Here is a 24,876-nt window from a genome sequence, read left to right as displayed (position 1 = left end):
GGGCGTGCTTCAGCGGCGCTGCATGATGGTCTCGGCGATCAGGATCACGACCGACACCACGTTGGCAAACAGCGCGCCGCCCGAGAGCGAGACGATGCTGGTCGTGACCTCTGGCGTCATGCCGGTCTGCGATACATGCTCGGCGTAGCCCCAGACCATGGCGGCCGCGATCAGCTGTAGGTCGGCCACCAGGCTGGTCGCGAGGTGGACCGCGCCGATCTGGGTGCGGTCGCCGAGCTTCAGGATGGTCGCGATCAGGTTGACCACCACGGCGGCGAACAGCTCGTAGATATGGTGGTGCACGGGGTTGTCGATGTCGCCGATGAAGAAGCCGAAGTTCAGCGTGGCGGCCAGGACGATGAAGAAACCGAAGATGACTTTTTCGAGATTCATGGCGTGTGAAAGGTTTAGAGTTCCTCGACCCGCAGCGGCGGGTAGCTGTCCCAGCTCTGGCAGCCCGGGCATTGCCAGAAATACTGGCGCGCCTCGAAGCCGCAGGCGGCGCAGCGGTAGCGCTTGAGCGGTTCGCAGGCGCGCTCCAACGCCTGCCTGACGCGCTTTTCCTCCTCGGGCTGGCCGAAATGCTCGCCGGCCAGCCAGAAGGTTGCCGCGACCAGTGACGGCTCGCGCTGCAGGTGCTCGATGTAGAGCTGGCGCGCCTGTTCACCATCGGGCTGCAGCAGCGCCAGCGCCTGTGTCACGTCGAGCGAAGGCGCATGCTGATCGCGCCAGCCGCGCAGCACCCGCTCGGCGTCCCCGCCTTGCCGGTTGAGCTTGGACCATTGTGCTAGGCTGTGAGCCACCAGCGGCAGGTGCTGCGGCGCCTGGGCGGCGAGCTGGTGCAGCGCCTGCAGTCCGCCGCTGGTATCGCCCAGCGACTGGCGCAAGTCGGCCAGCGAGATCCAGGCCCGCGCCGATTTCGGCGTGCGCTGCACCAGCGTCTCCAGCAGGGCCAGCGCCTCGACCAGGCTGCCCTGCTTGCGCAGCTGTTCGGCCTGCTCGCAACGGTAATGCGCCAGTCGCAGCTCGAACGAGCCGCAGCCGCGCGCCTCCAGCCGGCTGGCGGCGTCGGCCGCCTGTTCCCAGTCGCGCGAGCGCTCGTAGATCGCCAGCAGCGCCAGCAGCGCCTCGGTCGCGTGCTCGGTGTCCTCGAGCTTGCGCAGCGCCGCCTCGGCCCGGTCGAGCAGGCCGGCCTTGAGGAAATCCTGTGCCAGCGCGTGCTGCGCCCGCATCAGGTCCTTCTGTGTCAGGTCGCCGCGCTGCAGCAGGTGCTCGTGCACGCGCACCGCGCGCTCGTAGTCGCCGCGGCGGCGGAACAGGTTGCCGAGCGCGAAATGCAGTTCCGAGGTGTCGGGGTCGTTCTGCACCGCCTCGATGAAGGCGTCCACGGCTTGGTCCTGCTGCTCGTTGAGCAGGTGGTTCAGGCCGCGGAAATAGGCCTTCGGGTTCTGCTTGCGCTCGGCGCGCCACTGGCGCAGGTCGTAGCGCGAGGCCAGCCAGCCCAGCACGAAAGTCAGCGGCAGGCTCCAGAGCAGCCAGCTGTAGTCAAATCCCATGGGGCGTGGTCTCGGAAGGCGGGGCCTCAGCCGTCGCGTCGGTGGTCGTCGGTGCGCGGGCGGCGCGGCGCGCGCGCAGCCACGGCGGCAGCATCACGGCCATGCCCAGGAAGACGCCCAGCACGAGCGCGGCCAGCAGCAGCAGCACGAGCGGTGCTTCCCATTGCGCGCCGAACAGCCTGAGCAGGACGGGGTCCTGGTTGTTGAGCGCGAACGCGAACAGAGCAAAGAAAATGGCTGCCTTGAGCAGCCACAGTAGGTATTTCACGCTTTTCCCCGGTGGTCGGGGGATTGTAGCGGCGAGGGCCTCAGCCGGGACCGCCGGGGCGCGGGGCGCCGTCGACCTGCTCGCGCAGGGCCTTGCCGGGCTTGAAATGCGGTACCCGCTTGTCGGGAATCGCCACGCTCTCGCCCGAGCGTGGGTTGCGGCCCATGCGGGCCGGGCGGTGGTTGACCGAGAAGCTGCCGAAACCCCTGACCTCTATCCGCTGGCCCCTGGTCAGCGCATCGGCCATGGCCTCAAGCAGGGCCTTGACCGCGAGTTCGGCGTCTCGCTGTCCGAGTTGGGCGAAGCGTGCCGCCAGGGCTTCTACGAGGTCGCTGCGGGTCATGGGGATGAAATCCGTGAAGGCAAGGAAAAAGGCCCGGCGCGATGAGCGCGCCGGGCCCTGGCGCTAACGGTTAGGGATTAGCCGTTGTTGCTGTCCAGCTTGGCGCGCAGCAGGGCGCCCAGGCTGGTGGTGCCGGCGTTGCCAGCGGTCTGGCTCAGCGAAGCCATGGCTTCCTGTTGCTCGGCCATGTCCTTGGCCTTGATCGACAGCTGGATGTTGCGGGTCTTGCGATCCACGTTCACCACGACCGCGGTCACTTCATCGCCTTCCTTCAGCACGTTGCGGGCGTCTTCCACGCGGTCGCGCGAGATTTCCGAAGCGCGCAGGTAGCCGACGATGTCCTCGCCCAGGTCGATCTCGGCGCCACGGGCGTCGACGGTCTTGACCTTGCCGGTGACGGTCTGGCCCTTGTCGTTGATCGACACGAAGGTGGTGAACGGGTCGCTGTCGAGCTGCTTGATGCCCAGGCTGATGCGCTCGCGGTCCACGTCCACGCCCAGAACGATGGCTTCGACTTCCTGGCCCTTCTTGTAGTTGCGGACGGCGGCTTCACCCGTTTCGTTCCACGACAGGTCGGACAGGTGGACCAGGCCGTCGATGCCGGCAGCCAGGCCGACGAAGACGCCGAAGTCGGTGATCGACTTGATCGGGCCCTTGACACGGTCGCCGCGCTTGGTGTTTTGCGCGAATTCCTGCCACGGGTTGGCCTTGCACTGCTTCATGCCCAGCGAGATGCGACGCTTGTCTTCGTCGATCTCGAGCACCATGACTTCGACCTCGTCGCCCAGCGACACGATCTTGTTCGGAGCGATGTTCTTGTTGGTCCAGTCCATTTCGGACACGTGCACCAGACCTTCGATGCCGGGTTCCAGCTCGACGAAGGCGCCGTAGTCGGCGATGTTGGTGACCTTGCCGAACATGCGGGTGCTCGACGGGTAGCGGCGCGAAACGCCCAGCCACGGATCGTCGCCCATCTGCTTCAGACCCAGCGAGACGCGTTGCTTCTCGGTGTCGAACTTCAGGACCTTGGCGGTGATTTCCTGGCCAGCGGTCACGACTTCCGACGGGTGACGCACGCGGCGCCATGCCATGTCGGTGATGTGCAGCAGGCCGTCGATGCCGCCGAGGTCAACGAAGGCACCGTATTCGGTGATGTTCTTGACCACGCCGGAAACGATCGCGCCTTCGCGCAGGGTTTCCATCAGCTTGGCGCGCTCTTCGCCCATCGAGGCTTCGACCACGGCACGGCGGCTCAGCACGACGTTGTTGCGCTTGCGGTCGAGCTTGATGACCTTGAATTCCAGGGTCTTGTTCTCGTACGGGGTCAGGTCCTTGGTCGGACGGCTGTCGACCAGCGAGCCCGGCAGGAAGGCGCTGATGCCGTTGACCATGACCTTGAGGCCGCCCTTGACCTTGGCGCCGGTGGTGCCGGTGACGAATTCGCCGGATTCCAGGGCCTTTTCCAGCGCCATCCACGAAGCCAGGCGCTTGGCCTTGTCGCGGCTCAGCAGGGTGTCGCCGTAGCCGTTTTCGACCGAGTCGATCGCGACCGACACGAAGTCACCGACCTGGACTTCGAGTTCGCCCTGGTCGTTCTTGAATTCTGCGATCGGCACGTAGGCTTCGGACTTCAGACCGGCGTTGACGACCACATGGTTGTGCTCGATGCGAACGACTTCGGCGGTGATGACCTCGCCCGCGCGCATGTTGGCACGTTGCAGAGATTCTTCAAACAGGGCGGCAAAAGATTCAGACATGTTTTTCCTAAACCGCTCGCCCAGCTGAATGGGAACAGGCGCGCGGCAGATGCCAATACGCGTCGCCAGAGCAGGCGGCGCGGGTTGCAGGTTGATATCCCTGAGGCCTGCGGATCACATCCGGCGGGGCCTTCGGGGCCTGGCCCGAAATGGGCCAATGCAAGCGCCCCGGGCGGGGCGCTCACGTTTCAGGTGCCCTGGAAGGGGCGCCTGCCTTGCCACCAGGACAACACGAGCCGCACCGATTCCTCGATGCCCAGCTCGGAGTTGTCCAGCGGCAAGGCGTCCTCGGCCGGCTTGAGCGGAGCGCTCTGGCGCGTGGTGTCGCGCAAGTCACGCTCGACCAAGTCGGCCAAAAGGTCTGCTAGTCTAGCATCGACGCCTTTGGAAATCAACTGCTTATGGCGGCGAGCGGCGCGCTGCTCGGCGCTCGCGCTCAGGAAGACCTTGAGTGGCGCGCCGGGGAAGATCACCGTGCCCATGTCGCGGCCGTCGGCGACCAGTCCCGGCAGGCGGCGGAAGCTGTGCTGCAGCTCGACCAGCGCCGCGCGCACGGCGGGCAGCACCGAGACTTTCGAGGCGTTCATGCCGCCGGTTTCGCTGCGGATCGCGTCGGTCACGTCCTGGCCCGACAGCAGCACGCGCTCGCCGTCGAAGCTCACCGGCAGGCGGCGGGCCAGATCGGCAATCGCTGCCTCGTCGCCCGCTTCGAGTGTCAGCCCGGCCTGCAGCGCGGCGTAGGCCGTGACGCGGTACAGCGCGCCCGAGTCCAGCAGCTGGTAGCCCAGGCGCTGCGCGAGCTGGCTGGCCAGCGTGCCCTTGCCCGAAGCCGTCGGGCCGTCGACGCAGATCACCGGGATGTCTTTGAAGTCAGCCTGCACGACCGAGAACAGCGCCTCGAAATAGTCCGGGAAAGTCTTGGCGACGCATTTCGGGTCCTCGATCCGCACCGGCAGTCCGGCCGGGTTGAAGGCCGCGAGCGAGAAGCACATCGCGACCCGGTGGTCGTCATAGGTGTGGATGGACGCGGCCTGCCAGCCGTCGGCTGCCGGCGGGGTCACCTTGATGTAGTCCTGGCCTTCCTCGACGCTGGCGCCGAGCTTGCGCAGTTCGCAGGCCATGGCGGCGATGCGGTCGGTCTCCTTGACGCGCCAGCTCTCGATGTTGCGCAGCGTGGTCGTGCCGTCGGCGTAAAGCGCCATCACGGCCAGCGTCATCGCGGCGTCGGGAATGTGGTTGCAGTCGAGGTCGATCGCCTTCAGCGGCCAGGCGCCACGGCGGATCTGCAGGCTGTTGGCCGATCCCGTCACCTGCGCGCCCATGGCTTGTGCCGCCTCGACGAAGCGGATATCGCCCTGGATCGAATCGAGCCCCACGCCCTGGATCGTGAGGCCTTGTTCCGATTCGGCGATCGCGCCCAGCGCCACGAAGTAGCTCGCCGATGACGCATCGCCCTCGACGTGGATGCTGCCCGGCGAACGGTAGCGGCTGCCGGCCGGGATGATGAATCGCTGCCAGCCTTCGCGCCGCACGGTGACGCCGAAGCGCTCCAGCAGCTTGAGCGTGATCTCGATGTAGGGCTTGGAGATCAGCTCGCCCACCACCTCGATCACCACGTCCTGGGTGGCGACCAGCGGCAGCGCCAGCAACAACGCGGTCAGGAACTGGCTCGACACATTGCCGCGTACCTGGATGGCTTTGTCTAGTTGCAGTGTGGCCGGCTCGCCATGACCCAGGCGCAGCGGCGGGTAGCCCTCGTTGCCCAGGTAGTCGACCGGGCAGCCGAGCTGGCGCAGGCCGTCGACCAGGTCGCCGATCGGGCGCTCGTGCATGCGCGCGATGCCGCGCAGCTCGAACTTTCCGCCCTGCTGCGCCGCCAGCAGCGCGAGCGCGGCGGTCAGCGGACGCATCGCGGTGCCGGCGTTGCCCAGGAACAGGTCGGCCGACTGGACCGGCAGTGCACCCGCCAGGCCGCGCACCTTGACGCTGTGGCCGCCCAGGCGCTCGATGCCGCAGCCCAGGGTCTCGAGCGCGGCCAGCATCACGCGGGTGTCGTCCGAGTCGAGCAGGTCGTGGAGGGTGGTCTCGCCCGCGCTCAGGGCCGCCAGCAGCAGCACGCGGTTGGAGATGCTCTTGGAGCCGGGCAGGGTCACGCTGCCGCCGGCCGCGCGCAGCGGCGGCAGGTCGAGGAAATGGGTCGAGTACATGTTGGGTCAGGCCGGATCGGCTTCTGAAGGGGAGGGGGTCGAGCCACCGAGCCGCCAGCCGGCGCGGGCCTGGCTGGCCTGGGTGATCAGGGCTTGCAGCGCGCTGGCGTCGCCGGCCTGCATGGTGGCTTCGAGCGTGTCGAGCGCCGCGCGCAAATGACGCGACTGTGCGAGCACCTGTTCGCGGTTGGCCAGCAGGATGTCGCGCCAGACGCTCGGGTCGCTGGCCGCGATGCGGCTGAAGTCGCGGAATCCCGGTCCTGCCAGCGCCAGCCATTCGTCGGCCTGCGGCTGTCCCAGGATGGCGTTCATCGCGGCAAAGGCCAGCAGGTGCGGCAGGTGGCTGACGCTGGCGTAGGCGGCGTCGTGCCGCTCGGGGCTCATCTGCAGCACCTGGCTGCCCAGCAGGCTCCAGAGTTCTGCGGCCAACGCGACCAGCGGCGGGTGGGTCTCGGGCAGTGGGGTCAGGATCAGCTGGCGCTCGTGGTAGAGCGCCACGTCGGCGTGCTCGATGCCGGCGGACTCCTTGCCGGCGATCGGGTGCGCCGGCACGAAGCGACTCAGCCGCTCGCCAAGCGCGCGCCGCGCCGCGGCCACCACATCGCACTTGGTCGAGCCCACATCCATCAGCAGCGCGCGTGGCGCCAATACCGGCGCGATCGCGGCCAGGCTGGACTCGGTGGCCGCTACTGGCACCGCCAGCAGCACCAGGTCGGAGCCCTCGACCGCTTGCTCCAGCGTCTCGGCGCAGATATCGATCGCGCCGAGTGCCAGCGCGCGCTCGCGCGTGCGCTCCGACTTGCTGTAGCCGACGACCTGGCGCACCAGGCCAGCCTCCTTGAGCGCGAGCGCGAAGGAGCCGCCCATGAGGCCGCAGCCGATCAGACCGAGTTGCTCGAACATAGAAGAATCAGGAAAAAAAGCAGCGGCGCCGGATCAGTCGGCGGTCGGGTAGGCGCCCAGCACCTGGTAGAAGGCGCACAGGCCCTTGAGTTCGTCGAGCGCGGCGGCGACCTGCGGCTGCGACGGGTGGCCCGCGATGTCCATGTAGAAGTAGTACTCCCACTGGCCCGACTTGGCCGGGCGCGACTCGAAGCGGGTCAGCGAGACGCCGTTCTGCTTGAGCGGCACCAGCAGGTCATGCACCGCGCCGGGCTTGTTCGGCACCGAGACCACCAGGCTGGTGCAGTCCTTGCCCGTGGCCGGCGGCATCGCCATGGTCTGGGGCAGGCAGATCACGGCGAAGCGGGTGCGGTTGAAGGCCTCGTCCTGGATCGCGTGCGAGACGATGTGCAGCCCGAACTGGGCTGCGGCGCGCTCGCTCGCGATGCCGGCCCAGGTCGGGTTGGCCGCGGCCAGGCGCGCGCCCTCGGCGTTGCTCGAAACCGCGCGCCGCTCGGCGTTGGGCAGGTGCTTGGACAGCCAGTTCTGGCATTGCGCCAGCGCCTGCGGATGCGCCAGCACGACCTCGATGCCTTCTAGCGCATCGCTCTGGCGCAGCAGGTTGTGGCGCACCTGCAGGCTGACCTGCCCGATCACATGCACCGGCGAGCGCAGGAACAGGTCGAGCGAACGTGCCACCGCGCCCTCGGTCGAGTTCTCGATCGCGACCACGCCGTACTGGGCGTTGCCCGAGGTGGTGGACTGGAAGACCTCGTCGAAGCTCGAACAGTAGATCAGGTTGGCTGCGCTGCCGAAGAACTCGACCGCCGCCTGCTCGCAGAAAGTGCCCTCGGGGCCCAGCACGGCGACGCGCTGCGGCGACTCCAGCGCCAGGCAGGCCGACATGATCTCGCGCCAGATCGCGGCCACATGGGCGTTGAGCAGCGGGCCCGGGTTGGCCGCCTCGATCTTGGCGATCACCTGGGCCACGCGGTCAGGACGGAAGAAGGGCGAACCCTCGGCGCGCTTGATGGCGCCGACCTGTTCGGCCACGCGCGCGCGCTGGTTCAGCAGCTGCAGCAGCTGGTGGTCGAGCGCATCGATCTGGATGCGCAGCTCGCCCAGGGCGGCGCTTTGCACCGGTCCGGCCGGTTGGGGGGTCTTGTCGGTCATGAAGCTAGGTTTTTCTCAGGCCTGGGTACGCTCGAATTCCTGCATGTAGGCGACCAGCGCCTGCACGCCTTCGATCGGCATCGCGTTGTAGAGGCTGGCGCGCATGCCGCCGACCGACTTGTGGCCCTTGAGCTGCAGCAGCCCGGCCGCCTTGGCGCCGGCCAGGAAGGCGTCGTTGCGGCCCTCGTCGCGCAGGAAGAAGGGGATGTTCATGCGCGAGCGGCAATCGCGCGCGACCCGGTTCTCGTACAGCTGCGAGCCGTCGAGGTAGTCGTAGAACAGCTGCGCCTTGGCGATGTTGGCCGCCTCGATCGCGGCGACGCCGCCCTGACGTTTCAGCCACTGGAACACCAGGCCGGCCATGTAGATGGCGTAGGTCGGCGGTGTGTTGTACATCGAGCCGGCCTCGGCCACCAGCTTGTAATCGAAGGCGCTCGGGCATTGCGGCAAGGCGTGACCGAGCAGGTCCTCGCGCACGATCACCAGCGTCAGACCGGCCGGGCCCAGGTTCTTCTGCGCGCCGCCGAAGGCCAGGCCGACGCGGCTCCAGTCGACCGGGCGCGAGGCCACGTTGGACGAGAAGTCGACCACCAGCGGGGCGTCGCAGCCCAGCGCCTTGAGGTCGGGTAGTTCGTGAAACTCGACGCCGTGGATGGTCTCGTTGCTGCAGACATGCACATAGGCGCTGTCGGCACCGAGCTGCCAGCTGGCCGGGTCGGGCAGGGTGGTGAAGCCGGACACCTGGGTCGATGCCGCCAGTCGCGCCTGACAGAACTTGGCCGCCTCCTTGTAGGATTTCTGGCTCCAGCCGCCGGTCACGACGAAGTCGGCCGCGCCGCCGCGCGCCAGGTTGAGCGGGATGATCGCGTTCTCGGCCAGCGCGCCACCCTGCATGAACAGGATGCGGAAGTGGGCCGGCACCGCGAGCAGCTCGCGCAGGTCGGCCTCGGCCTGCTCGTGGATCGAGATGAATTCCTTGCCGCGATGGCTCATTTCCATCACGCCCATGCCGCTGCCATGCCAGTCCAGCATCTCGGCGGCGGCTTGTTGCAGCACGGCCTCGGGCATGGTGGCCGGGCCGGCGGAGAAGTTGTAGGGTCGCTTCATAGGTGGCTTTCGGTGCGGTTGCTGTTAGTCGGCGCTGGTTTCGCCGGGCGCGGCATCATCCGCACCGGGCAGCTCGGCGCTATCCGTGACATCGGCTGCGTCGGCGCTGGCGTCGTTCTCGACGATGCGCTGCAGGCCCGACAGCTGCGCGCCTTCATCGAGCGCGATCAGCGTCACGCCCTGGGTCGCGCGTCCAAGCTCGCGGATCTCGCTCACGCGGGTGCGCACCAGCACCCCGGTGTCGGTGATCAGCATGATCTCGTCGTCGGCGTGCACCAGCGTCGCCGCCACCACCTTGCCGTTGCGCTCGGATTGCTGGATCGCGATCATGCCCTTGGTGCCACGGCCGTGGCGGGTGTATTCGGCGATCGGGGTGCGCTTGCCGTAGCCGTTCTGGGTCGCGGTCAGCACGCTTTGCTGCTCGTCCTCGGCCACCAGCATCGCGATCACGCTCTGGCCCTCGTCGAGCGCCATGCCGCGCACGCCGCGCGCGTTGCGGCCCATCGGGCGCACATCGTTCTCGTCGAAGCGCACCGCCTTGCCGCCATCCGAGAACAGCATCACGTCGTGCGCGCCATCGGTCAGCGCGGCGCCGATCAGGAAGTCGCCCTCGTCCAGATCGACCGCGATGATGCCGGCCTTGCGCGGGTTGGAGAACTGGTCGAGCGCGGTCTTCTTGACCGTACCCATGGCGGTCGACATGAAGACATAGCGGTCTTCTGGGAAGCTGCGCATCTCGCCGGTCAGCGCCAGCACGACGTTGATCTTCTCGCCTTCGGCCAGCGGGAACATGTTGACGATCGGGCGCCCGCGCGAGCCGCGCGAACCCGCCGGCACTTCCCAGACCTTGAGCCAGTACAGGCGGCCCCGGTTGCTGAAGCACAGCAGCCAGTCATGGGTGTTGGCGATGAAGAGCTGGTCGACCCAGTCGTCTTCCTTGGTCGCGGTGGCCTGCTTGCCGCGACCGCCGCGCTTCTGGGCCCGGTATTCCGACAGCGGCTGACTCTTGATGTAGCCGCTGTGCGACAGCGTCACCACCATGTCGGTCGGCGTGATCAGGTCCTCGGTGCTGAGGTCCTGCGCGCTGTGCTCGATCTCGCTGCGGCGCGCGCCGGCCCTGGTCTGGCCGAACTCGGTCTTGATCACGCGCAGCTCGTCGCCGATGATGGTCGAGACCCGCTCCGGTCGCGCCAGGATGTCGAGCAGGTCGTCGATCTCGGCCATCACCTGCTTGTATTCGGCGACGATCTTGTCCTGCTCCAGCCCGGTCAGGCGCTGCAGCCGCATCTGCAGGATTTCCTGCGCCTGCGTTTCGCTCGGGCGGTACAGGCCCTCGGCCTGCATGCCGAATTCGCGCTCCAGCCCCTCGGGGCGGTAGTCGTCGGCGTTGACCACGCCGCCATCGGCCTTGGCGCGGGTCAGCATCTGGCGCACCAGGCCGCTGTCCCAACTGCGCGTCATCAGCTCGGCCTTGGCCAGCGGCGGCGTCGGCGACTCGCGGATGATGCGGATGAACTCGTCGATGTTGGCCAGCGCCACCGCCAGGCCTTCGAGCACATGGCCGCGGTCGCGCGCCTTGCGCAGCTCGAACACGGTGCGCCGCGTCACCACCTCGCGCCGGTGCTGCAGGAAGACCTCGATCAGGTCCTTCAGGTTGCACAGCTTGGGCTGACCGTCGATCAGCGCCACCATGTTGATGCCGAAGGTGTCCTGCAGCTGGGTCTGCTTGTACAGGTTGTTGAGCACGACCTCGGGCACCTCGCCGCGCTTGAGCTCGATCACCACCCGCATGCCGTCCTTGTCGGACTCGTCCTGGATGTGGCTGATGCCCTCGATCTTCTTCTCGTGCACCAGTTCGGCGATGCGCTCGAGCAGCGTCTTCTTGTTGACCTGGTACGGGATCTCGTCGACCACGATCGCCTGCCGCTGGCCCCGGTCGATGTCCTCGAAGTGGCACTTGGCGCGCATCACGACGCGCCCGCGCCCGGTGCGGTAGCCGTCCTTGACGCCGTTGATGCCGTAGATGATGCCGGCGGTCGGGAAATCCGGACCCGGGATGATCTCCATCAGCTCGTCGATGGAGGCTTGCGGGTGCTGAAGCAGGTGCAGGCAGGCGTCGACCACCTCGTTGAGGTTGTGCGGCGGGATGTTGGTCGCCATGCCGACCGCGATGCCGGCCGATCCGTTGACCAGCAGGTTGGGCAGGCGGGTCGGCAGCACCAGCGGCTCCTGTTCGGAGCCATCGTAGTTGGGGCCGAAGTCGACCGTCTCCTTGTCGATGTCGGCCAGCGTCTCGTGCGCGATCTTGGACAGACGGATCTCGGTGTAACGCATGGCGGCGGCGCTGTCGCCGTCGACCGAGCCGAAGTTGCCCTGGCCATCGACCAGCATGTGGCGCAGGCTGAAGTCCTGCGCCATCCGCACGATGGTGTCGTAGACCGCCGAATCGCCGTGGGGGTGGTATTTACCGATCACGTCACCGACGATGCGGGCCGACTTCTTGTACGGGCGGTTCCAGTCGTTGTTGAGCTCGTGCATCGCGTACAGCACGCGACGGTGCACGGGTTTCAAGCCATCCCGAGCATCGGGCAGGGCGCGCCCGACGATCACGCTCATCGCGTAGTCGAGGTAGCTGCGCCGCATCTCCTCCTCGAGGCTGATGGGCAGGGTTTCCTTGGCGAAAGAGGTCATGGGCGCGACGGGACCGGTGGGTCGTCTGGTAAAGGTTAACTGAGTATTTTAAGTCGCCGAACCGGACCGCGCCCGTACCGGGCGGCACAAGCCATCGGATAGGGACAGCATCCAGCCTTGTTGCGGCACCGCAACAGAATGGGGGTGCGGAACAGGGTGGGCTGGGAGGCGGTTTGTGCCCGGGTTGGTTAGTTCCTTCCTTGTGGCACAATGATAAATACCCGCTGCCGGTAGGAACTGTCGGGGCGTGCAACTCAATTCGCAGGCATCTGCGCCAACAAAACCGAGGAAACCATGATCAAGCTCAACAAAGTGGCCATGTTGTTCGCTACCGCTGCCCTGGCAACTGCTGCCGGCGCTCAGACCGTCGACAACTGGAAGAACGGCACCAACGAACTGGTTTGGAAGAACGGCACCAACGAACTGTGCTGGCGCGATTCCAACTGGACCCCGGCCACCGCTGCCCAGGGTTGCGACGGCGCCATCGTGCCGGCAGCTCCGGCTCCGGCAGCTCCGGCTCCGGCTCCCGTCGCTGCTGCTCCGGTCCCCAAGGCTGCTCCCGCTCCGGTGGCTGCTTCCAAGGTCACCTTCGCTGCTGACGCTTTCTTCGACTTCGACAAGGCCGTCCTGAAGCCCGAAGGCAAGGCCAAGCTCGACGATCTGGTCTCCAAGGTCAAGGGCGTCAACCTCGAAGTGATCATCGCCGTCGGTCACACCGACTCGGTCGGCTCCGACGCCTACAACCAGAAGCTGTCGATCAAGCGTTCGGAAGCCGTCAAGGCTTACCTGGTGTCCAAGGGCATCGAAAAGAACCGCGTCTACACCGAAGGCAAGGGCGAGAAGCAGCCGGTCGCTAACAACAAGACCGCCGCTGGCCGCGCCAAGAACCGCCGCGTCGAAATCGAAGTCGTCGGCACCAAGTAATCCCCTATCCCGGGATTCGGAAAGACCGCGCCTCGGCGCGGTTTTTTACTTCCATGGAAACAATCGCCAGTCATATTGTTCCGAACCGATTGCGATGCAATCCCTCACTTCCCTCGTCGTCGCGGTCTTGCTGCTTGCGGCTTGCGGCACCAGCAAGCCACCTCGTGCGCCCCTCACAACGCACGGCGAGCGCGCGCGACAGATTGATGCCCATGTTGTCGAAGTCGGCTATCCGAAGCAGGATTCGATCGAGCAGCTTACGAAGCGGCTGATCGCCGGGCTCGACGACGAGCGTGAGAGGCTCTACGCGATTCACCGCTGGACTTCGCGCTACATCGAATACGACGTCGAAAGCTACCTGGCAGGCCAGTTGATGGCCAGTCATGGCGCTGTCGAGACCTACCAGAGCGGCAAGGCCGTCTGCGACGGCTACGCGGAGCTGGTCGTGGCGATGGGGAAAGTCGCCGGGCTTGAAATCAGGAAGGTCACGGGTTACGCCAAGGGCCTCGGCGAGTTGCTGGCGACTGCGTCGCCAGATAAGGAAAACCACGCCTGGAATGCTGTCCGTCTCGACGGACGCTGGCACCTGCTCGATGCCACTTGGGATGCCGGCGGCGTTGATGACGCAACGCGCCGCTTCGTGCGCCGCCCCGCAGGTCCGCCCGCGTATTTCCTGGCACCGCCGACGGTTTTCATCACGACGCATTTCCCCGCCGACAGGCAATGGCAGCTGCTGGCGCAGCCGGTGGCGTTTTCTTCCTTCCTCGGCAAGGTCGTCCAGCGCCCGGACCTCGCGCGCTGGGGTCTTGATATCTCGCGTCATGCCGACGAGCGCATCATCGCCGCTGCCGCGCCCTATGTCTTCGACTTCGGCAGCGACAGGAGGATGCAGGCGGCTTTGAGTCGTCCTGCCGGGGTACCGGACCAGCCGTGGTCATTGCAGGTCCGCACATCCGATGGCAGTCGCCTGTTGCTCGCAGCGCCAGAGGCCGGCGAGTACAAGGTCGCCGTCTACGTCGCGGAGAATCCGACTGACATGCAACTGCAGCCGGCTCTCAACTACCAGGTTCGCTTCGATTCCTCCGGTTGGTACCAGAACGGCTTTCCGCAGACTTACGGCGGCTACTATGCGCACAAGGTCGAGCTCGTTTCGCCGCTCGACGGTCGGCTAGAGGCCGGCAAGCCGGTGCCGTTCAAGCTCAGGTCGCAGGGATCACGCCAGATGACTCTATTCCAGGGCAACGAGATCGTCAGCGAACTCAAGGAGCAGGATGGCTATTTCGTCGGCTTGGTCGCGTTGCCGCCCGGACGCATAGACCTGGCTGCGATCCACGAAGGCGAGTCGGATTACGCGGGCATATTGACCTATCAGGCCGTCGGGCCATGAGATCCGGCCGCATGCGAGCTCGGCGGCTTGTCGCCTGAAAAGAATCGACGGTTGCGACTGGTCTGACTGCGCCGATGGATAATCCTGACATGAACAAGACTGTGAACGTGGACCCGGCCGAGCTGGCCAAGTTCTCCGAGCTGGCGCACCACTGGTGGGACCCCGAGAGCGAATTCCGCCCCCTGCACCAGATCAACCCGCTGCGCCTGGACTGGATCGCCAAGCAGGCGCCGCTGGCCGGCCGCCAGGTGCTCGACGTCGGCTGTGGCGGCGGCATCCTGGCCGAGGCCATGGCGCGCCAGGGCGCCGAGGTGCTGGGCGTAGATCTCGCGACCAGGTCGCTCAAGGTCGCCCAGCTGCACGCGCTCGAATCGGAGCTGGCCAATGTCAGCTACCGCGAAATCGCGGTCGAGGCGCTGGCGGCCGAGCGCCCGGCCAGCTTCGACGTCGTCACCTGCATGGAGATGCTTGAGCATGTGCCGGACCCGGCCTCGGTCGTCAAGGCCTGCGCCGAGTTGGTCAAGCCGGGCGGCTGGGTGTTCTTCTCGACGCTCAACCGCAACCCGAAGTCCTTCCTGTTCGCCATTGTGGGCGCCGAATATGTGTTGAAGCTGCTGCCGCGCGGCACGCATGAGTTCGCCAAGTTCATCAAGCCCAGCGAGCTGGCGTCCTATTGCCGCGCCGCCGGGCTGGACCTGCAGGGCACGCGCGGCATGGAGTACAACCCGCTGACCAAGCGCTACTGGCTCAGCGGCGACACCAACGTCAACTACATGATCGCCACCCGCAAGCCCGCATGAGCAGCTTCACCCATCTGCAGGCGGTGCTGTTCGACCTCGACGGCACCCTGATCGACAGCGCACCCGACCTCGGCCATGCGGCCGACCTGCTGCGCCTGCGGCGCGGTCTGCCCTCCTTGCCCTACCAGCAGTACCGGCCGATGGCGGGCGCCGGGGCGCGCGGCATGATCGGCGTCGCCTTCGGCTACGGCCCGGAGCATCCCGAGTTCGAGGCGCTGCGCCAGGAGTTCTTCGCCAACTACGAAGCCTGCCTGACCGAGCGCACCCGAGCCTTCGACGGCATCGCCGAACTGCTTGGCGCGCTGCAGACTGGCGGCAAGCGCTGGGGCGTGGTGACCAACAAGTCCGAGCGCTTCGCCTTGCCGCTGACCGCCACGATGTCGCTGTTCGATCTGGCCGCCACGGTGATCGGCGGCGACACCACACCGCATGCCAAGCCGCATCCGGAGCCCTTGCTCGAAGCCGCGCGTCGCCTGGGCCTGCCGCCCGAGGCCTGCCTCTATGTCGGCGACGACGAGCGCGACATCGTCGCGGGACGTGCCGCCGGCATGCCCACGGTCGCCGCCACCTACGGCTACCTGGGTGCCGCCGGTGATGTGGCGGCCTGGGGCGCCGATGCCGTGATAAATAATCCGCTTGAGCTCTTGAACTTTTTCGATCTGGCGTAAACTAACAGGTTCAGGGGCTGCATTGGTTTCGACGTGGGTTCGGACACGCAGCAGGGCATGTCGAGGTTCTGTCACCTCGTAAAACCGCAGAAAAAAACTAACTGCAAACGACGAACGTTTCGCACTCGCCGCTTAATCCGGTGAGCCTTGCAACAGTCGGCCGATGGGCTGGGCAAGGGCAGTCGTAAGACTGTCCCGGCTGCAAGGAAAATTTCATGGGCTGGTCATCAAGCGGGCAACTTGCCGGGTGACGAGAACTAAGGTTGCTGGCTGGGTGCATAGCGTGTCGCTGCGCGATGCATCTGGCGAGACTCAAATCAGACGACTATACATGTAGAACTGCGCGAAGAAGGCTTGCGGACGGGGGTTCAAATCCCCCCAGCTCCACCACTTTCAAAAACAAAGGCTCCCAAGGATCACCACTTGGGGGCCTTTTTCATTGGTGCGCACGGGCAAGCATCGCCCAAAGAGGCACATAGAGCCACATTGACAGCCAATTGAAAGCGGGGGTACAACCGGGGGTACAACTAGCCCACCGGGGGGATTTGGCGGGTTTTGTACCCCCGTTCCCCTATGAGAGCGCACCCGTTGCGCTGTACCCCCACCCCTGAAAGCCGTACCCCCATGTTGACCGATGCCGCCTGCCGTAACGCCACCTGCCCGCCTGACAAGAAACAGGCCAGATTCAGCGACTCGGGCGGGCTGTACCTTCAGGTTAGCCCGGCAGGGTCCAAACGCTGGTTTCTCAAGTACCGCACGGGCGGCAAGGAAAAGCAGCTCGCCATCGGCAGCTATCCAGCAGTGGGCCTGAAAGACGCAAGGGCGAAGCGAGACGATGCGAAGCTGAAGAAGGCCGGGGGGATAGACCCGATTCAGGCGCGCAAGGTCGAGAAGCTGACGGCGGTCAATCCTGCGGGCGACTCACTCAAGGTTGTTGCGCTGGAGTGGTACGGGAAGCAGTCCCCGCATTGGAGCGAGGCACACGCCGACCGATCCTTGCGCCAGTTCGAGCGCGACCTGTTCCCCTGGCTGGGGGACCGACGCATGGCCGATATCAAGCCGGTCGAGCTGCTGGCGACGCTGCGCAAGGTCGAGGAACGCGGGGCCGTCGAGACTGCCGACCGTGGCCTGATGCTGGCCCGGCAGGTTTGGCGCTACGCCGTGGCGACGGGCAGGGTAGAGCGCGATATCACACCAGACCTGAAGGGGGCACTTTCCCCGTACCGTGGGCGGCACTTCGCAGCCATCACCGATCCCGTGAAGTTCGGGGAGCTGCTGCGCGGGATTCAGGTCTACAAGGGCGGGGTGATAGTCCGGGCGGCGCTGCAACTGGCGCCCATGCTGTTTCAGCGTCCGGGCGAGCTGCGCGGCGCGGCATGGGATGAAATCGACTTGGAGGCGGCACTGTGGACAATTCCGGCCGCAAGGATGAAGCGAAGCAAGGACGGCAAGGAAAACGGCGACCCGCACCTAGTCCCGCTGCCCAGGCAGGCTGTGGAGCTGCTGCGCGAACTCAAGCCCTTCACCGAGGTTACGGGGCTGGTGTTCCCAGGCGAGCGCCAGCGAAGCAAGCCCATGTCCGAGAACTCCGTTCGGTCCGCCTTGATCGCGCTGGGCTACACGCCAGAGATTCAGACGTGGCACGGGTTCCGGGCAACGGCGCGCACCATGCTTGCCGAGCGCCTGGAATGTGATCCGCTGGTCATCGAGGCCCAACTAGCCCACGCCGTGAAGGACGCCAACGGGCGAGCCTATAACCGCACCACCTACCTGAAGCAGCGCACCGCCATGATGCAAGAGTGGGCGGACTACCTGGACAAGCTGCGCACCGGGGCGGACGTGATCCAACTGCGGGCCGCGTGATCCAGCGCCAGCAGCAAGCCCACCACCAGCCCGGCCAGTGAGCCGGGTTTTTTGTGGGCGGACGCCTGAATCTTCTCATGCGAGGTTCTATTTATATGAGTCACACAAGTCACAAGGTCACAAACATACATTCTCATAGGAGAGCGGCGCGGAAAACTTGTGACCTGATGGGATTCGGAACAGGTCACACAGGTTACAAGGCAGGCGCTGCCCCTGTTTTGCTGGCGATGTTCCACCCGTTCCAACATGGCGTGAGCTGTGGCGGCGATGGGCTGGCGCTGCTGTTCCTGGCACGGCGGCGCTGACCCTGCGCGACTGGCGCCCGGCAAGGCCACCAGATCAAGGCATGGGCGGCGATCCGCTGCGAGCTGGGGCGACTGCTGCAAGGGGTTGGAATGGCGCTCCTTGGCGCTCCTTGGGTCAATATGCGCCATGTGCTAGAGTCAGCGCATGGGCGCGACATTGACGAAAAACCACCTTGCAAGAGGCAAGGCAATCATTGCCGGGATACTGGCTGGCCTTGCTGCGCCTGCGACCATTGGAGCCCCTGCCGAGTACCCCAGGCCGAAAGGCGACGACCTGAGCCGTCTTCGCGGCGACGTGCTGCGACTTGGCGGAACCTTCCGGGCTGTGATTGATGCCGAGCGAGCACCCCAAGCGTCCCGCAAAACCAAGGCTGGCGCGTAGCAGGATGCCCAAGCAACAGCAGGAGGCAGGAGCCCAGCAAGGGCTTGTGTCTCAACAGTGGGCCGGCCCGTTACCGCCACCGGGTGCGCTGGCGCAGTTTGATTCAATCATCCCTAACGGGGCTGAACGCATCATGGCGATGGTCGAGCGGGAGCAGCAGCACCGCATAGATCAAGAATCCGCCATCTTGAATGCGACCATTCGGGACACCCGTCGTGGGCACTGGATCGACGGGGCTGTCTCGATTTTGGCGCTGGCCGGATGCGTACTGAGTGTCTACCTTGGCGCGCATCCTGCCGTTAGCGTGGCGCTGGTGAGCCTGCCTGTCGTTGCCATCATTCAGGCCATTGTTCGCAGCAAGTCCAACGGGAAGTAACCTAGGCTGGAGACTGCTGCAAGGGGTCGGTGAAACGCCGACCCCACCGTATCTGGCCCAGCCGTACACGGCAAACCCGTGCGCGGTGCACGTAGTTCCCGAGCTGCGCTTTCGTCGTTCGCCATCTGGTGCGCGCCGCATCGATGCCGGCCATTCCTGGCTGACGCGGCCGGCACGACGGCGCTGATCCTGCGCGACTGGCGCCCGGCAAGGCCACCAGGTCAAGGCATGGGCGGTGATCCGCTGCCGGCTGGTGCAACCCATGCGGCGTGATGGTCGAGCTGGCTGTCCTGCCAAGGTTCAGTCAAGGGTTGAGCGCCCGCGATAGCGCTGCCGACCCCTCCCGCCTACGTCACCCCTCCCACCAGTGGGAGCCCTGGCACCACGGCAGCAAGCCCACCAGACCGCCGCAGCAGGACCGACACCCAGATGCACCAGATCAGCGCCGACCGGCTGCAACGGGTCGCAGCACAAAAACTTACAGCCGAAAGTTACAGGCGCGGCGACAAAAAGGGGCCGGCCGCGAAAGTTGACCAAAAGTTGACCTGACAACTACAAAAAGGGCGGGTCGAGCTGGTGGCATGGCCCAGGGGTACGGACGCTATCCGCACCCCTGGCGGCATGGTCGAGGTAGGCAAGGGGTCGCGTTTCAAACGCGATCCTTCGGCGGCAAGGGCTGGATTTCAAATCCGACCCTTCGGCGTTTGGAACGCGGGAGGGCAAGGGCTGGCGATGGTCAGCGACCGCCAGATCACCGTCAGCGGCCCTCACGCCGACGACGACGCCCTGGTCGAGCTGCAATGTGAGCAGGTTTGCTCACATCTACCGCGCGCGCGCCGCATCGAAGCGGTAAATTTCGCCGCATCGACCCGGAGGATTTTCCGGTCGAAGGATCTGATCACCAGCCGAATGCTGCCCCATCGGCCCGATGCCCATCCAGATCCAAGATCCTGAAGGGCTGGCCGGCGACGACCACCTGACCGTGCAGGCCGTCGAGCCGCTGGCCGAACTCCCGCAGCGCGATGGTCATCCAACCGGCTCACTTTTCAGCCCGTCGAGCTACTGCGCGCACTGGGGTTTCTAAAGTTTCTAAACAAAGGAAACACCTTTCGCAACACCCAGGCGGCGGGTTTCCGTCGTTTCCGACGGCGGGTTTCCCCGCAAAGCCCGCACCCAGGCCAGCCCGAGTAAGTCCGAAAGGTACGAGGGTTTGCCCGAAAGTCCGAGACTGGTTTCTCCGCAAAGTCCGCACCCTGGCGAGCCGCTGCAAATGGTCTGAAACCCACAAGAAACCCAGACGGTTTCCGTGCTGGTCGAGCTGCTGGAATGGGGAGGTTTTGGGTAGGGTTCAAGCGCCTGATACGCCTGCTTTTGCAGGACAAGAACAGGCGTCAGCGGCCCTCACGCCCACCTGATCCTGCTGACGCTCGCCACGGCAGCGGCCCGGCTCCATCCGTGCATGATTTCGCCTGCCACTTGCGCGCCCCCGCCGAACCATTGCCTGCATGGCACTGACGGCAGGCAAGCGCGACGAGACGACAGATTTCGAGTGGTTCATGATGGAGTTCCACCGGATCGAGGGATGCGAGCGCACGAAGGCCCGGATCATGGAGCTGATCAAGGCCCAGGCCGGGAAGGTGATCCGCTTCAACTATCGTGACCTCACGCGCCCCTACCAGGTCGAACGCGCCCGGCAGCTCCTGGACGCCGGCAACGACCGCCCCACCACCAGAAACCGGCTGATGTCCGAGTTCGGTTGCAGCAAGCGCAAGGCTTACATGCTGATTGAGGATGCGATGCGGCGGATACCCGAGACAGACCACGGACAACGGCAGCAAGCCCGCTAGATCGCAGCAGCAGGCCGAACGCAACCCAGGGCACCCACTCGCATGATGCGAGCGCCTGAGCGCCTGCTATGGGCCTTGCTGGCGCTGTTGCTGGTCGAGCTGCCGACCTATGCCACAATCGACCCAACACGCCTAGCCTGCGGCTGATCCCCGCTGGCGAACACCCGGACACCCTGACCGGGCGGCGTGTTTTTCGTTTGGGGTGCGCAACAGGGGTCGCAAATGAATCGTTCAAGTATCCGTTATCGCAATATGTGCCAAAAAACCATCAACGACATGGTTAATAGAGTTGGCGACAAGGCTGTAGGAATGACCTATGACAAGGTATCCAATGCAGCCATTGCGGTTATTTATGAAATTCTTGATAAATATACCGAAAAAGATTCGGATGATAGATTGGAATTAAATCAAAGGCTAAGTGAATTGGTTATCTATGGTAGGTACATTGAAGAAAAAGATCATAAAAACATGATGGCGAAGGCTGGAAGGCTGGGAGGGTCCAGCAAAAACAGCGATACCCGTGCGATCAAGACATGGGCCGAGCAGGAAGCCAAGACCATGAAGGGGGCGGACATGGACATTGCCCGGAAACTGGCGGCAAAAATCCCCGAGCATCTGGCCGGCGCACCCAAAAACTACGTTCGCCTGATTTACGAGCACCTGCGCAAGCTGAACAAGCAGCGCACTACGGCTAGCTAGCCAGCCGTAACGGCTAGCCTGCTACACGTAACGGCTAGCCTGCCAGCCGTAAGAATCCCGGCTTTTCTGCGTCAGCATTCGCCCCAATCCCTGAGCAATCGCACAGGGAGACACAAAGGGGTAACCAATGGCGATACTGCGAAAGCTGGAAGCAAGAGCCGAACTCGGCTACCGCTCGAATACGAGCATAGACAACGCGATCAAGGCGGGGCTGATGACCCGTCCCGTCCTCATCGGGGCACGGGCTGTCGGATTTCCTGCTGACGAAATCGAGGCCATCAACGCGGCACGCATTGCAGGCAAGACCGACGACGAAATCCGCGCCCTGGTCGAGTACCTGCAAGGGCAGCGCGCAATCAAGTTCGAGCGCCTGATGGGCGGCATGGCGGCTGATCCAGCGCCAGCCAAGCCCCAATCCGGCAACGTGCGAGAACTGCGCGGGGTGGCAGCATGACCGTGAAATCCAATGGCCTGTTGGCCCGCGAAAAAGGCCAGTCTCTCGCCTGCGACGTGATCGACGCCTTCAGTAACGACGACTGCCCGGAAGCCCGCTGCGCGTGGTTCAAGGAAGCGATGTTCGACCTGGTAGAGCTGCCGCGCCTCGACTCGGTGATTCATGGCTTCGTCGAGGAACTGGCGCCGGTCCTGGCTGCCGGCCACTCGGTCGAGGCCAATATCGGTGCGGCCGAGCGCGACAAGGCGCTGGTCGAGTTGTACGCGCATCCTGATGGCGAGCAGGTCTTCTTCTGCAAGAAGTCGAACCGCCTGATGGCATGGGTCACTGGCGACAACCCGGCCTACGTCGAGATTCCTATCGGCCCCAACGGTCTTCGCCACTTGGCGGCTGACCTGCTCAACGTCGCCAACGAGCTGGAGGCTGAATGATGAAAAAAAAGCCCGCCGCAACCGAAATCACGACGAGCGTCACAAGCAGCGCCATTCTAGACCAGCCAGACGGCGGCAAGCTGGCGCTGGTGATCCGCAAGGACGAAGCCCGGATTGATTCTCGCCTGCTGGCGCTGCACCTCAAGAAGAAGCGTCATCAAGACCTGTTCGAGCTGGTCAAGCGGTACGAGGTCAAGCTGCTGGCGCTGGGAAAGGTCCTGTTTCAAACAGGAGCTTCGACGGGCAGCAGCACCGGGCAGCGCGAGCGGTTCGCCCTGCTGAACGAGGATCAGGCGTTTTTCGTGCTGACCCTGAGCAGGAACACGCCGACAGTCGTAGACCTCAATCTGAAGATGATCCAAGCCTTTGGCGAGGCCCGGCGCGCGGCACAGATGCGAGGTGTCGAGTACCTGCCCACCTATCACGCGCTGCATGACCAGATTCACGCCCTGACGGCTGGATCACCGAACGAGCGGTTCGTTCACATGAACGTGAACAAGCTGGTCAACCAGACGGCGGGCATCGAGGCCGGGCAGCGCGCGAGCGCCACGGTTCCGGTTCAGTCCATGCTGGCCGTCGCCCAGGCCGTAGCGGCGAAGGCCATGCAGCAGGCGCCCAATCACCGCACCGGCTTTCGGCAGACCAAGGCCGCACTGCTGGCGCTGACCAAGGCCGCACTGCTGGCGCTGACCCAGGCCACGATGATCGGGAGGACGGCAGCATGAGCGCAACCCCGAGACTGAGCCCCAGGCAGGCCCGCGTACTTGATGCGCTGCGACCTGGCCATTGGGTTGACCGTGAGCCGTTGGACCGGATCGCCGGCAGCTCGAACAGCCCTGACGTGATTTGGAAGCTGCGCCGCAAGCTGGGACAGGACTCCATCGACATGGAGCTGATAGACGGCACCGACCGCGACGGCAGGCCATGCCGAACGGGCCGCTATCGACTGACCGAGCAAGGCCGCGCGCGGCTGGCACGGATCAGCACGGCAGCCGACCAAGGGAGGGCCGCAGCATGAGCGCGCCCACGATCCCCAACCAGGCCACCAGCGGCCCCACCAGCGCGCGCGGCGTGATCGACATGGGCCAGCGTGCCCAGCGCCAGCCCAAGACCGCCCAGGTTTCAGGCGTGCGCCACCGGCTTCACCACCAGCTTGACGCCCAGCGCCTTGCAGACACGGAGGATGGTCCCGAATCTTGGACTGCCCTCGCCCGAGAGTGCCTTTTCCAGGCGCTCGCGCGTCAGGCCGCTGGCCTTGGCGACTTCGGCCATGCCCTGCGCCTTGGCAACACGCCCAAGCGCGCGAACAAACTCGTTCGGGTCGCTGTCCTCAAGCGCCCGACTGAGGTAGTCGGCGCGGTCCTGCACGGAAGGGTTCTCGCTCATGCTTCACTCCATGGTGAGCACCAGCCGCTTGCCCAGCACGCGCGCGACGCGATCCAAGGTCTTGAGGCTGGGCCTGATGCGCATCACGCCGCCAACTCGCTTGACAGCTCTGGATGGAGGCTGAGAAGCTTGAGCAGGCAGGTCACCGCTCCAGGCGGCGCAAAGCGCCCTTGCTCCCAATCGCGCAAGGTGGCGATGGGCGTGGCGATGCGCTTGGCGAATTCGGCCTGGGTCAGTCCGGTCTTGCTGCGCGCCTGGCGCAACAGGATCTGTTCGGGCGTGGTCACGCGGCCCGACGCCCCGGTCTTGACCTCTGCCAGCGCGGTGCGAATGTCGGGCAACGCTTCGCCCATGTCGGCCTCGATGGCGCGCGCCACTTTCTCGATGTCGAAATTCCTTTTCATGTCAGGCTCTCCGGTTGCGTTTGATTTCACTGGCGGGCATGTTTTCCCGCTCGGACTTGGCGTAGATGGCGAACAACTCCAGCACGCCCTCATCGGTGTAGTTGAAGTAGATCACCCGCGCGCCACCGCTTTTGCCGCGCCCCTGCACGGTCCAGCGCACCTTGCGCGCGCCTTCTGCACCCGGAATCACGTCACCCGCCAAGGGGTTGGCGGCGATCCAGTCGATGAAGGCGTGACGCTCGGCCTCGGTCCAGATGCTGGCGGCCTGGCGCTGGAAGGTGGGATGCTCTACGACGGTTTGCATACCTCCCATTGTACGGGATTCCCGTATCTTGTGAGTCACCTTCGGCTGTGCTACAGTTCTCCCAAGCCGAAAGGCCCGATGTGTGATGACATCTTAGAGAAAGTGGTCGCAGCCCCCACCGTAAAGCGGGGTTTTGTTTCGTCCCGAATTTTCTGGCGCGGTTTGATCCGAGCCGTCAAGGTTATGGTGGGCGAGATGGGCCAAACCGCGAGGCTGGCCGCACGGCTTTCTCCGTGTCATCAACATCTCGTTCACCATTCGTGCGTGATGGCGCGTCTGGTGGCTTTCGAGTCTCAGAAAGGAGCCGATCCTCATGACCAGAACCCTGACCCTGGCGCGCACTGCCGCGCCCGCACCGTCCCCGTCCCCCGCGAACACCACGCCCCCCAGCGTGCAACCGCACGTCCAAGCCGCCCGGCTGTCGCTGGAAAACGCCCTGCAAGCCCTGAGCGGCCACCTCTGCACGGCCTTGGATCTTCAGATAGCCACGGGTCGCGCGATCCGAGCGGCCACCATGCTCAAGCGCGCCTGCAACGCGCTCGACGCCGACACCACCAGCAAGGGGGCCTGAAATGAGCCTCCCCCTGAACACAGCCGGTACGGCACCGGCTGAAGCCGCTGCATGGTCCAACGCCACCACCGCCCATGCGCGCCTGATCGCG

General features: G+C 65.2%; 27 protein-coding genes and 1 other RNA gene. 15 read left to right on the top strand and 13 right to left on the bottom strand.

Annotated elements, in window-relative coordinates; all coding sequences use genetic code 11:
- Positions 1-9: 9 nt before the first annotated feature.
- From PHR85_RS09245 to gyrA, 10 genes are all read right to left on the bottom strand, one after another.
- A complete protein-coding gene (locus tag PHR85_RS09245; RefSeq protein ID WP_300053382.1) occupies positions 10-393 on the bottom strand; it encodes a DUF6394 family protein in 384 nt (127 codons plus the stop codon).
- 14 nt (positions 394-407) lie between these two features.
- Positions 408-1,556: a lipopolysaccharide assembly protein LapB gene (gene lapB / locus PHR85_RS09240; RefSeq protein ID WP_300053379.1), complete on the bottom strand. Its 1,149-nt coding sequence runs from the start codon at positions 1,554-1,556 to the stop codon at positions 408-410.
- Entirely contained in the window at positions 1,546-1,824 is a 279-nt protein-coding gene (locus PHR85_RS09235; RefSeq protein WP_300053376.1) for a lipopolysaccharide assembly protein LapA domain-containing protein, read from the bottom strand. The genes lapB and PHR85_RS09235 overlap by 11 nt, the downstream gene beginning before the upstream one ends.
- A gap of 40 nt (positions 1,825-1,864) precedes the next feature.
- Complete coding sequence (locus PHR85_RS09230; RefSeq protein WP_300053373.1) at positions 1,865-2,167, bottom strand: integration host factor subunit beta; 303 nt, start codon at positions 2,165-2,167, stop codon at positions 1,865-1,867.
- 77 nt (positions 2,168-2,244) lie between these two features.
- Positions 2,245-3,924: a 30S ribosomal protein S1 gene (rpsA, locus tag PHR85_RS09225; protein WP_300053369.1), complete on the bottom strand. Its 1,680-nt coding sequence runs from the start codon at positions 3,922-3,924 to the stop codon at positions 2,245-2,247.
- 188 nt (positions 3,925-4,112) lie between these two features.
- Entirely contained in the window at positions 4,113-6,131 is a 2,019-nt protein-coding gene (locus PHR85_RS09220) for a bifunctional 3-phosphoshikimate 1-carboxyvinyltransferase/cytidylate kinase (RefSeq protein ID WP_300053366.1), read from the bottom strand.
- 6 nt (positions 6,132-6,137) lie between these two features.
- Positions 6,138-7,034 (bottom strand): prephenate dehydrogenase/arogenate dehydrogenase family protein, encoded by an 897-nt coding sequence (locus PHR85_RS09215; RefSeq protein ID WP_300053363.1) that lies wholly within the window; start codon positions 7,032-7,034, stop codon positions 6,138-6,140.
- Positions 7,035-7,067: 33 nt separating this feature from the next.
- Complete coding sequence (gene pheA / locus PHR85_RS09210; RefSeq protein ID WP_300053360.1) at positions 7,068-8,186, bottom strand: prephenate dehydratase; 1,119 nt, start codon at positions 8,184-8,186, stop codon at positions 7,068-7,070.
- 15 nt (positions 8,187-8,201) lie between these two features.
- A complete protein-coding gene (serC, locus tag PHR85_RS09205; RefSeq protein ID WP_300053357.1) occupies positions 8,202-9,293 on the bottom strand; it encodes a 3-phosphoserine/phosphohydroxythreonine transaminase in 1,092 nt (363 codons plus the stop codon).
- Positions 9,294-9,317: 24 nt separating this feature from the next.
- Positions 9,318-11,984: a DNA gyrase subunit A gene (gene gyrA, locus PHR85_RS09200; protein WP_300053354.1), complete on the bottom strand. Its 2,667-nt coding sequence runs from the start codon at positions 11,982-11,984 to the stop codon at positions 9,318-9,320.
- Between the two features lie 294 nt (positions 11,985-12,278).
- Between gyrA and ompA the strand changes: the two genes are divergently transcribed.
- The 14 genes from ompA (at position 12,279) to PHR85_RS09130 (ending at position 23,138) form a co-directional block, all read left to right on the top strand.
- Complete coding sequence (gene ompA / locus PHR85_RS09195) at positions 12,279-12,908, top strand: outer membrane protein OmpA (protein ID WP_300053352.1); 630 nt, start codon at positions 12,279-12,281, stop codon at positions 12,906-12,908.
- 94 nt (positions 12,909-13,002) lie between these two features.
- Positions 13,003-14,295 (top strand): transglutaminase domain-containing protein, encoded by a 1,293-nt coding sequence (locus tag PHR85_RS09190; protein WP_300053349.1) that lies wholly within the window; start codon positions 13,003-13,005, stop codon positions 14,293-14,295.
- Positions 14,296-14,384: 89 nt separating this feature from the next.
- A complete protein-coding gene (gene ubiG / locus PHR85_RS09185; RefSeq protein WP_300053347.1) occupies positions 14,385-15,095 on the top strand; it encodes a bifunctional 2-polyprenyl-6-hydroxyphenol methylase/3-demethylubiquinol 3-O-methyltransferase UbiG in 711 nt (236 codons plus the stop codon).
- The gene (locus PHR85_RS09180; RefSeq protein ID WP_300053344.1) at positions 15,092-15,763 is read left to right on the top strand and encodes an HAD family hydrolase; all 672 of its coding nucleotides are present in this window, start codon (positions 15,092-15,094) and stop codon (positions 15,761-15,763) included. The genes ubiG and PHR85_RS09180 overlap by 4 nt, the downstream gene beginning before the upstream one ends.
- Before the next feature lie 13 nt (positions 15,764-15,776).
- Positions 15,777-16,153, top strand: a transfer-messenger RNA (tmRNA) gene (ssrA, locus tag PHR85_RS09175).
- A 234-nt stretch (positions 16,154-16,387) separates the two neighbouring features.
- The gene (locus tag PHR85_RS09170) at positions 16,388-17,626 is read left to right on the top strand and encodes a site-specific integrase (protein WP_300053341.1); all 1,239 of its coding nucleotides are present in this window, start codon (positions 16,388-16,390) and stop codon (positions 17,624-17,626) included.
- 691 nt (positions 17,627-18,317) lie between these two features.
- Positions 18,318-18,689: a DUF2335 domain-containing protein gene (locus PHR85_RS09165; protein ID WP_300053338.1), complete on the top strand. Its 372-nt coding sequence runs from the start codon at positions 18,318-18,320 to the stop codon at positions 18,687-18,689.
- Positions 18,690-19,617: 928 nt separating this feature from the next.
- On the top strand, positions 19,618-19,773 hold the full coding sequence (locus PHR85_RS09160) for a hypothetical protein (RefSeq protein ID WP_300053335.1): 156 nt from the start codon (positions 19,618-19,620) through the stop codon (positions 19,771-19,773).
- Positions 19,774-20,194: 421 nt separating this feature from the next.
- The gene (locus PHR85_RS09155) at positions 20,195-20,536 is read left to right on the top strand and encodes a hypothetical protein (protein ID WP_300053332.1); all 342 of its coding nucleotides are present in this window, start codon (positions 20,195-20,197) and stop codon (positions 20,534-20,536) included.
- 222 nt (positions 20,537-20,758) lie between these two features.
- Positions 20,759-21,235 carry a hypothetical protein gene (locus tag PHR85_RS09150; RefSeq protein ID WP_300053329.1) on the top strand — a complete coding sequence of 159 codons (477 nt, stop codon included), beginning with the start codon at positions 20,759-20,761 and terminating at the stop codon, positions 21,233-21,235.
- Positions 21,236-21,362: 127 nt separating this feature from the next.
- Positions 21,363-21,689 (top strand): hypothetical protein, encoded by a 327-nt coding sequence (locus PHR85_RS09145; RefSeq protein ID WP_300053326.1) that lies wholly within the window; start codon positions 21,363-21,365, stop codon positions 21,687-21,689.
- Entirely contained in the window at positions 21,686-22,120 is a 435-nt protein-coding gene (locus tag PHR85_RS09140; RefSeq protein ID WP_300053323.1) for a hypothetical protein, read from the top strand. Before PHR85_RS09145 ends, PHR85_RS09140 begins: the two co-directional genes overlap by 4 nt.
- An 89-nt stretch (positions 22,121-22,209) precedes the next feature.
- Positions 22,210-22,845: a Rha family transcriptional regulator gene (locus PHR85_RS09135; protein WP_300053321.1), complete on the top strand. Its 636-nt coding sequence runs from the start codon at positions 22,210-22,212 to the stop codon at positions 22,843-22,845.
- Positions 22,842-23,138, top strand: coding sequence for a helix-turn-helix domain-containing protein (locus PHR85_RS09130; RefSeq protein WP_300053318.1), 297 nt, complete (start codon positions 22,842-22,844; stop codon positions 23,136-23,138). Before PHR85_RS09135 ends, PHR85_RS09130 begins: the two co-directional genes overlap by 4 nt.
- Before the next feature lie 104 nt (positions 23,139-23,242).
- On the opposite strand, the gene PHR85_RS09125 is transcribed toward PHR85_RS09130, so the two are convergent.
- From PHR85_RS09125 to PHR85_RS09115, 3 genes are all read right to left on the bottom strand, one after another.
- The gene (locus tag PHR85_RS09125) at positions 23,243-23,506 is read right to left on the bottom strand and encodes an addiction module antidote protein (protein ID WP_300053316.1); all 264 of its coding nucleotides are present in this window, start codon (positions 23,504-23,506) and stop codon (positions 23,243-23,245) included.
- An 83-nt stretch (positions 23,507-23,589) separates the two neighbouring features.
- Positions 23,590-23,910 carry a helix-turn-helix domain-containing protein gene (locus PHR85_RS09120; RefSeq protein ID WP_300053314.1) on the bottom strand — a complete coding sequence of 107 codons (321 nt, stop codon included), beginning with the start codon at positions 23,908-23,910 and terminating at the stop codon, positions 23,590-23,592.
- A gap of 1 nt (position 23,911) precedes the next feature.
- Entirely contained in the window at positions 23,912-24,214 is a 303-nt protein-coding gene (locus PHR85_RS09115; RefSeq protein WP_300053312.1) for a DNA-binding protein, read from the bottom strand.
- Positions 24,215-24,527: 313 nt separating this feature from the next.
- On the opposite strand from PHR85_RS09115, the gene PHR85_RS09110 reads away from it, so the two are divergent.
- A complete protein-coding gene (locus PHR85_RS09110; RefSeq protein WP_300053310.1) occupies positions 24,528-24,785 on the top strand; it encodes a hypothetical protein in 258 nt (85 codons plus the stop codon).
- The last annotated feature ends 91 nt before the right edge of the window (positions 24,786-24,876 follow it).

Source organism: Malikia sp., assembly GCF_028687635.1.
GTDB lineage: Bacteria > Pseudomonadota > Gammaproteobacteria > Burkholderiales > Burkholderiaceae_C > Malikia.
This window is presented reverse-complemented; position numbering and strand designations above follow the sequence as displayed.

What these genes read in the sequence shown, in the direction of transcription:
- serC (WP_300053357.1), bottom strand. Translation starts at nt 9,293, where the DNA reads ATGAAGCGACCCTACAACTTCTCCGCCGGCCCGGCCACCATGCCCGAG.
- gyrA (WP_300053354.1), bottom strand. Translation starts at nt 11,984, where the DNA reads ATGACCTCTTTCGCCAAGGAAACCCTGCCCATCAGCCTCGAGGAGGAG.
- ompA (WP_300053352.1), top strand. Translation starts at nt 12,279, where the DNA reads ATGATCAAGCTCAACAAAGTGGCCATGTTGTTCGCTACCGCTGCCCTG.
- PHR85_RS09220 (WP_300053366.1), bottom strand. Translation starts at nt 6,131, where the DNA reads ATGTACTCGACCCATTTCCTCGACCTGCCGCCGCTGCGCGCGGCCGGC.
- lapB (WP_300053379.1), bottom strand. Translation starts at nt 1,556, where the DNA reads ATGGGATTTGACTACAGCTGGCTGCTCTGGAGCCTGCCGCTGACTTTC.
- pheA (WP_300053360.1), bottom strand. Translation starts at nt 8,186, where the DNA reads ATGACCGACAAGACCCCCCAACCGGCCGGACCGGTGCAAAGCGCCGCC.
- rpsA (WP_300053369.1), bottom strand. Translation starts at nt 3,924, where the DNA reads ATGTCTGAATCTTTTGCCGCCCTGTTTGAAGAATCTCTGCAACGTGCC.
- PHR85_RS09140 (WP_300053323.1), top strand. Translation starts at nt 21,686, where the DNA reads ATGACCGTGAAATCCAATGGCCTGTTGGCCCGCGAAAAAGGCCAGTCT.
- PHR85_RS09150 (WP_300053329.1), top strand. Translation starts at nt 20,759, where the DNA reads ATGAATCGTTCAAGTATCCGTTATCGCAATATGTGCCAAAAAACCATC.
- PHR85_RS09120 (WP_300053314.1), bottom strand. Translation starts at nt 23,910, where the DNA reads ATGAAAAGGAATTTCGACATCGAGAAAGTGGCGCGCGCCATCGAGGCC.
- PHR85_RS09130 (WP_300053318.1), top strand. Translation starts at nt 22,842, where the DNA reads ATGAGCGCAACCCCGAGACTGAGCCCCAGGCAGGCCCGCGTACTTGAT.
- PHR85_RS09165 (WP_300053338.1), top strand. Translation starts at nt 18,318, where the DNA reads ATGCCCAAGCAACAGCAGGAGGCAGGAGCCCAGCAAGGGCTTGTGTCT.
- PHR85_RS09215 (WP_300053363.1), bottom strand. Translation starts at nt 7,034, where the DNA reads ATGTTCGAGCAACTCGGTCTGATCGGCTGCGGCCTCATGGGCGGCTCC.
- ubiG (WP_300053347.1), top strand. Translation starts at nt 14,385, where the DNA reads ATGAACAAGACTGTGAACGTGGACCCGGCCGAGCTGGCCAAGTTCTCC.
- PHR85_RS09180 (WP_300053344.1), top strand. Translation starts at nt 15,092, where the DNA reads ATGAGCAGCTTCACCCATCTGCAGGCGGTGCTGTTCGACCTCGACGGC.
- PHR85_RS09245 (WP_300053382.1), bottom strand. Translation starts at nt 393, where the DNA reads ATGAATCTCGAAAAAGTCATCTTCGGTTTCTTCATCGTCCTGGCCGCC.
- PHR85_RS09160 (WP_300053335.1), top strand. Translation starts at nt 19,618, where the DNA reads ATGCCCATCCAGATCCAAGATCCTGAAGGGCTGGCCGGCGACGACCAC.
- PHR85_RS09115 (WP_300053312.1), bottom strand. Translation starts at nt 24,214, where the DNA reads ATGCAAACCGTCGTAGAGCATCCCACCTTCCAGCGCCAGGCCGCCAGC.
- PHR85_RS09190 (WP_300053349.1), top strand. Translation starts at nt 13,003, where the DNA reads ATGCAATCCCTCACTTCCCTCGTCGTCGCGGTCTTGCTGCTTGCGGCT.
- PHR85_RS09110 (WP_300053310.1), top strand. Translation starts at nt 24,528, where the DNA reads ATGACCAGAACCCTGACCCTGGCGCGCACTGCCGCGCCCGCACCGTCC.
- PHR85_RS09145 (WP_300053326.1), top strand. Translation starts at nt 21,363, where the DNA reads ATGGCGATACTGCGAAAGCTGGAAGCAAGAGCCGAACTCGGCTACCGC.
- PHR85_RS09230 (WP_300053373.1), bottom strand. Translation starts at nt 2,167, where the DNA reads ATGACCCGCAGCGACCTCGTAGAAGCCCTGGCGGCACGCTTCGCCCAA.
- PHR85_RS09155 (WP_300053332.1), top strand. Translation starts at nt 20,195, where the DNA reads ATGGCACTGACGGCAGGCAAGCGCGACGAGACGACAGATTTCGAGTGG.
- PHR85_RS09170 (WP_300053341.1), top strand. Translation starts at nt 16,388, where the DNA reads ATGTTGACCGATGCCGCCTGCCGTAACGCCACCTGCCCGCCTGACAAG.
- PHR85_RS09125 (WP_300053316.1), bottom strand. Translation starts at nt 23,506, where the DNA reads ATGAGCGAGAACCCTTCCGTGCAGGACCGCGCCGACTACCTCAGTCGG.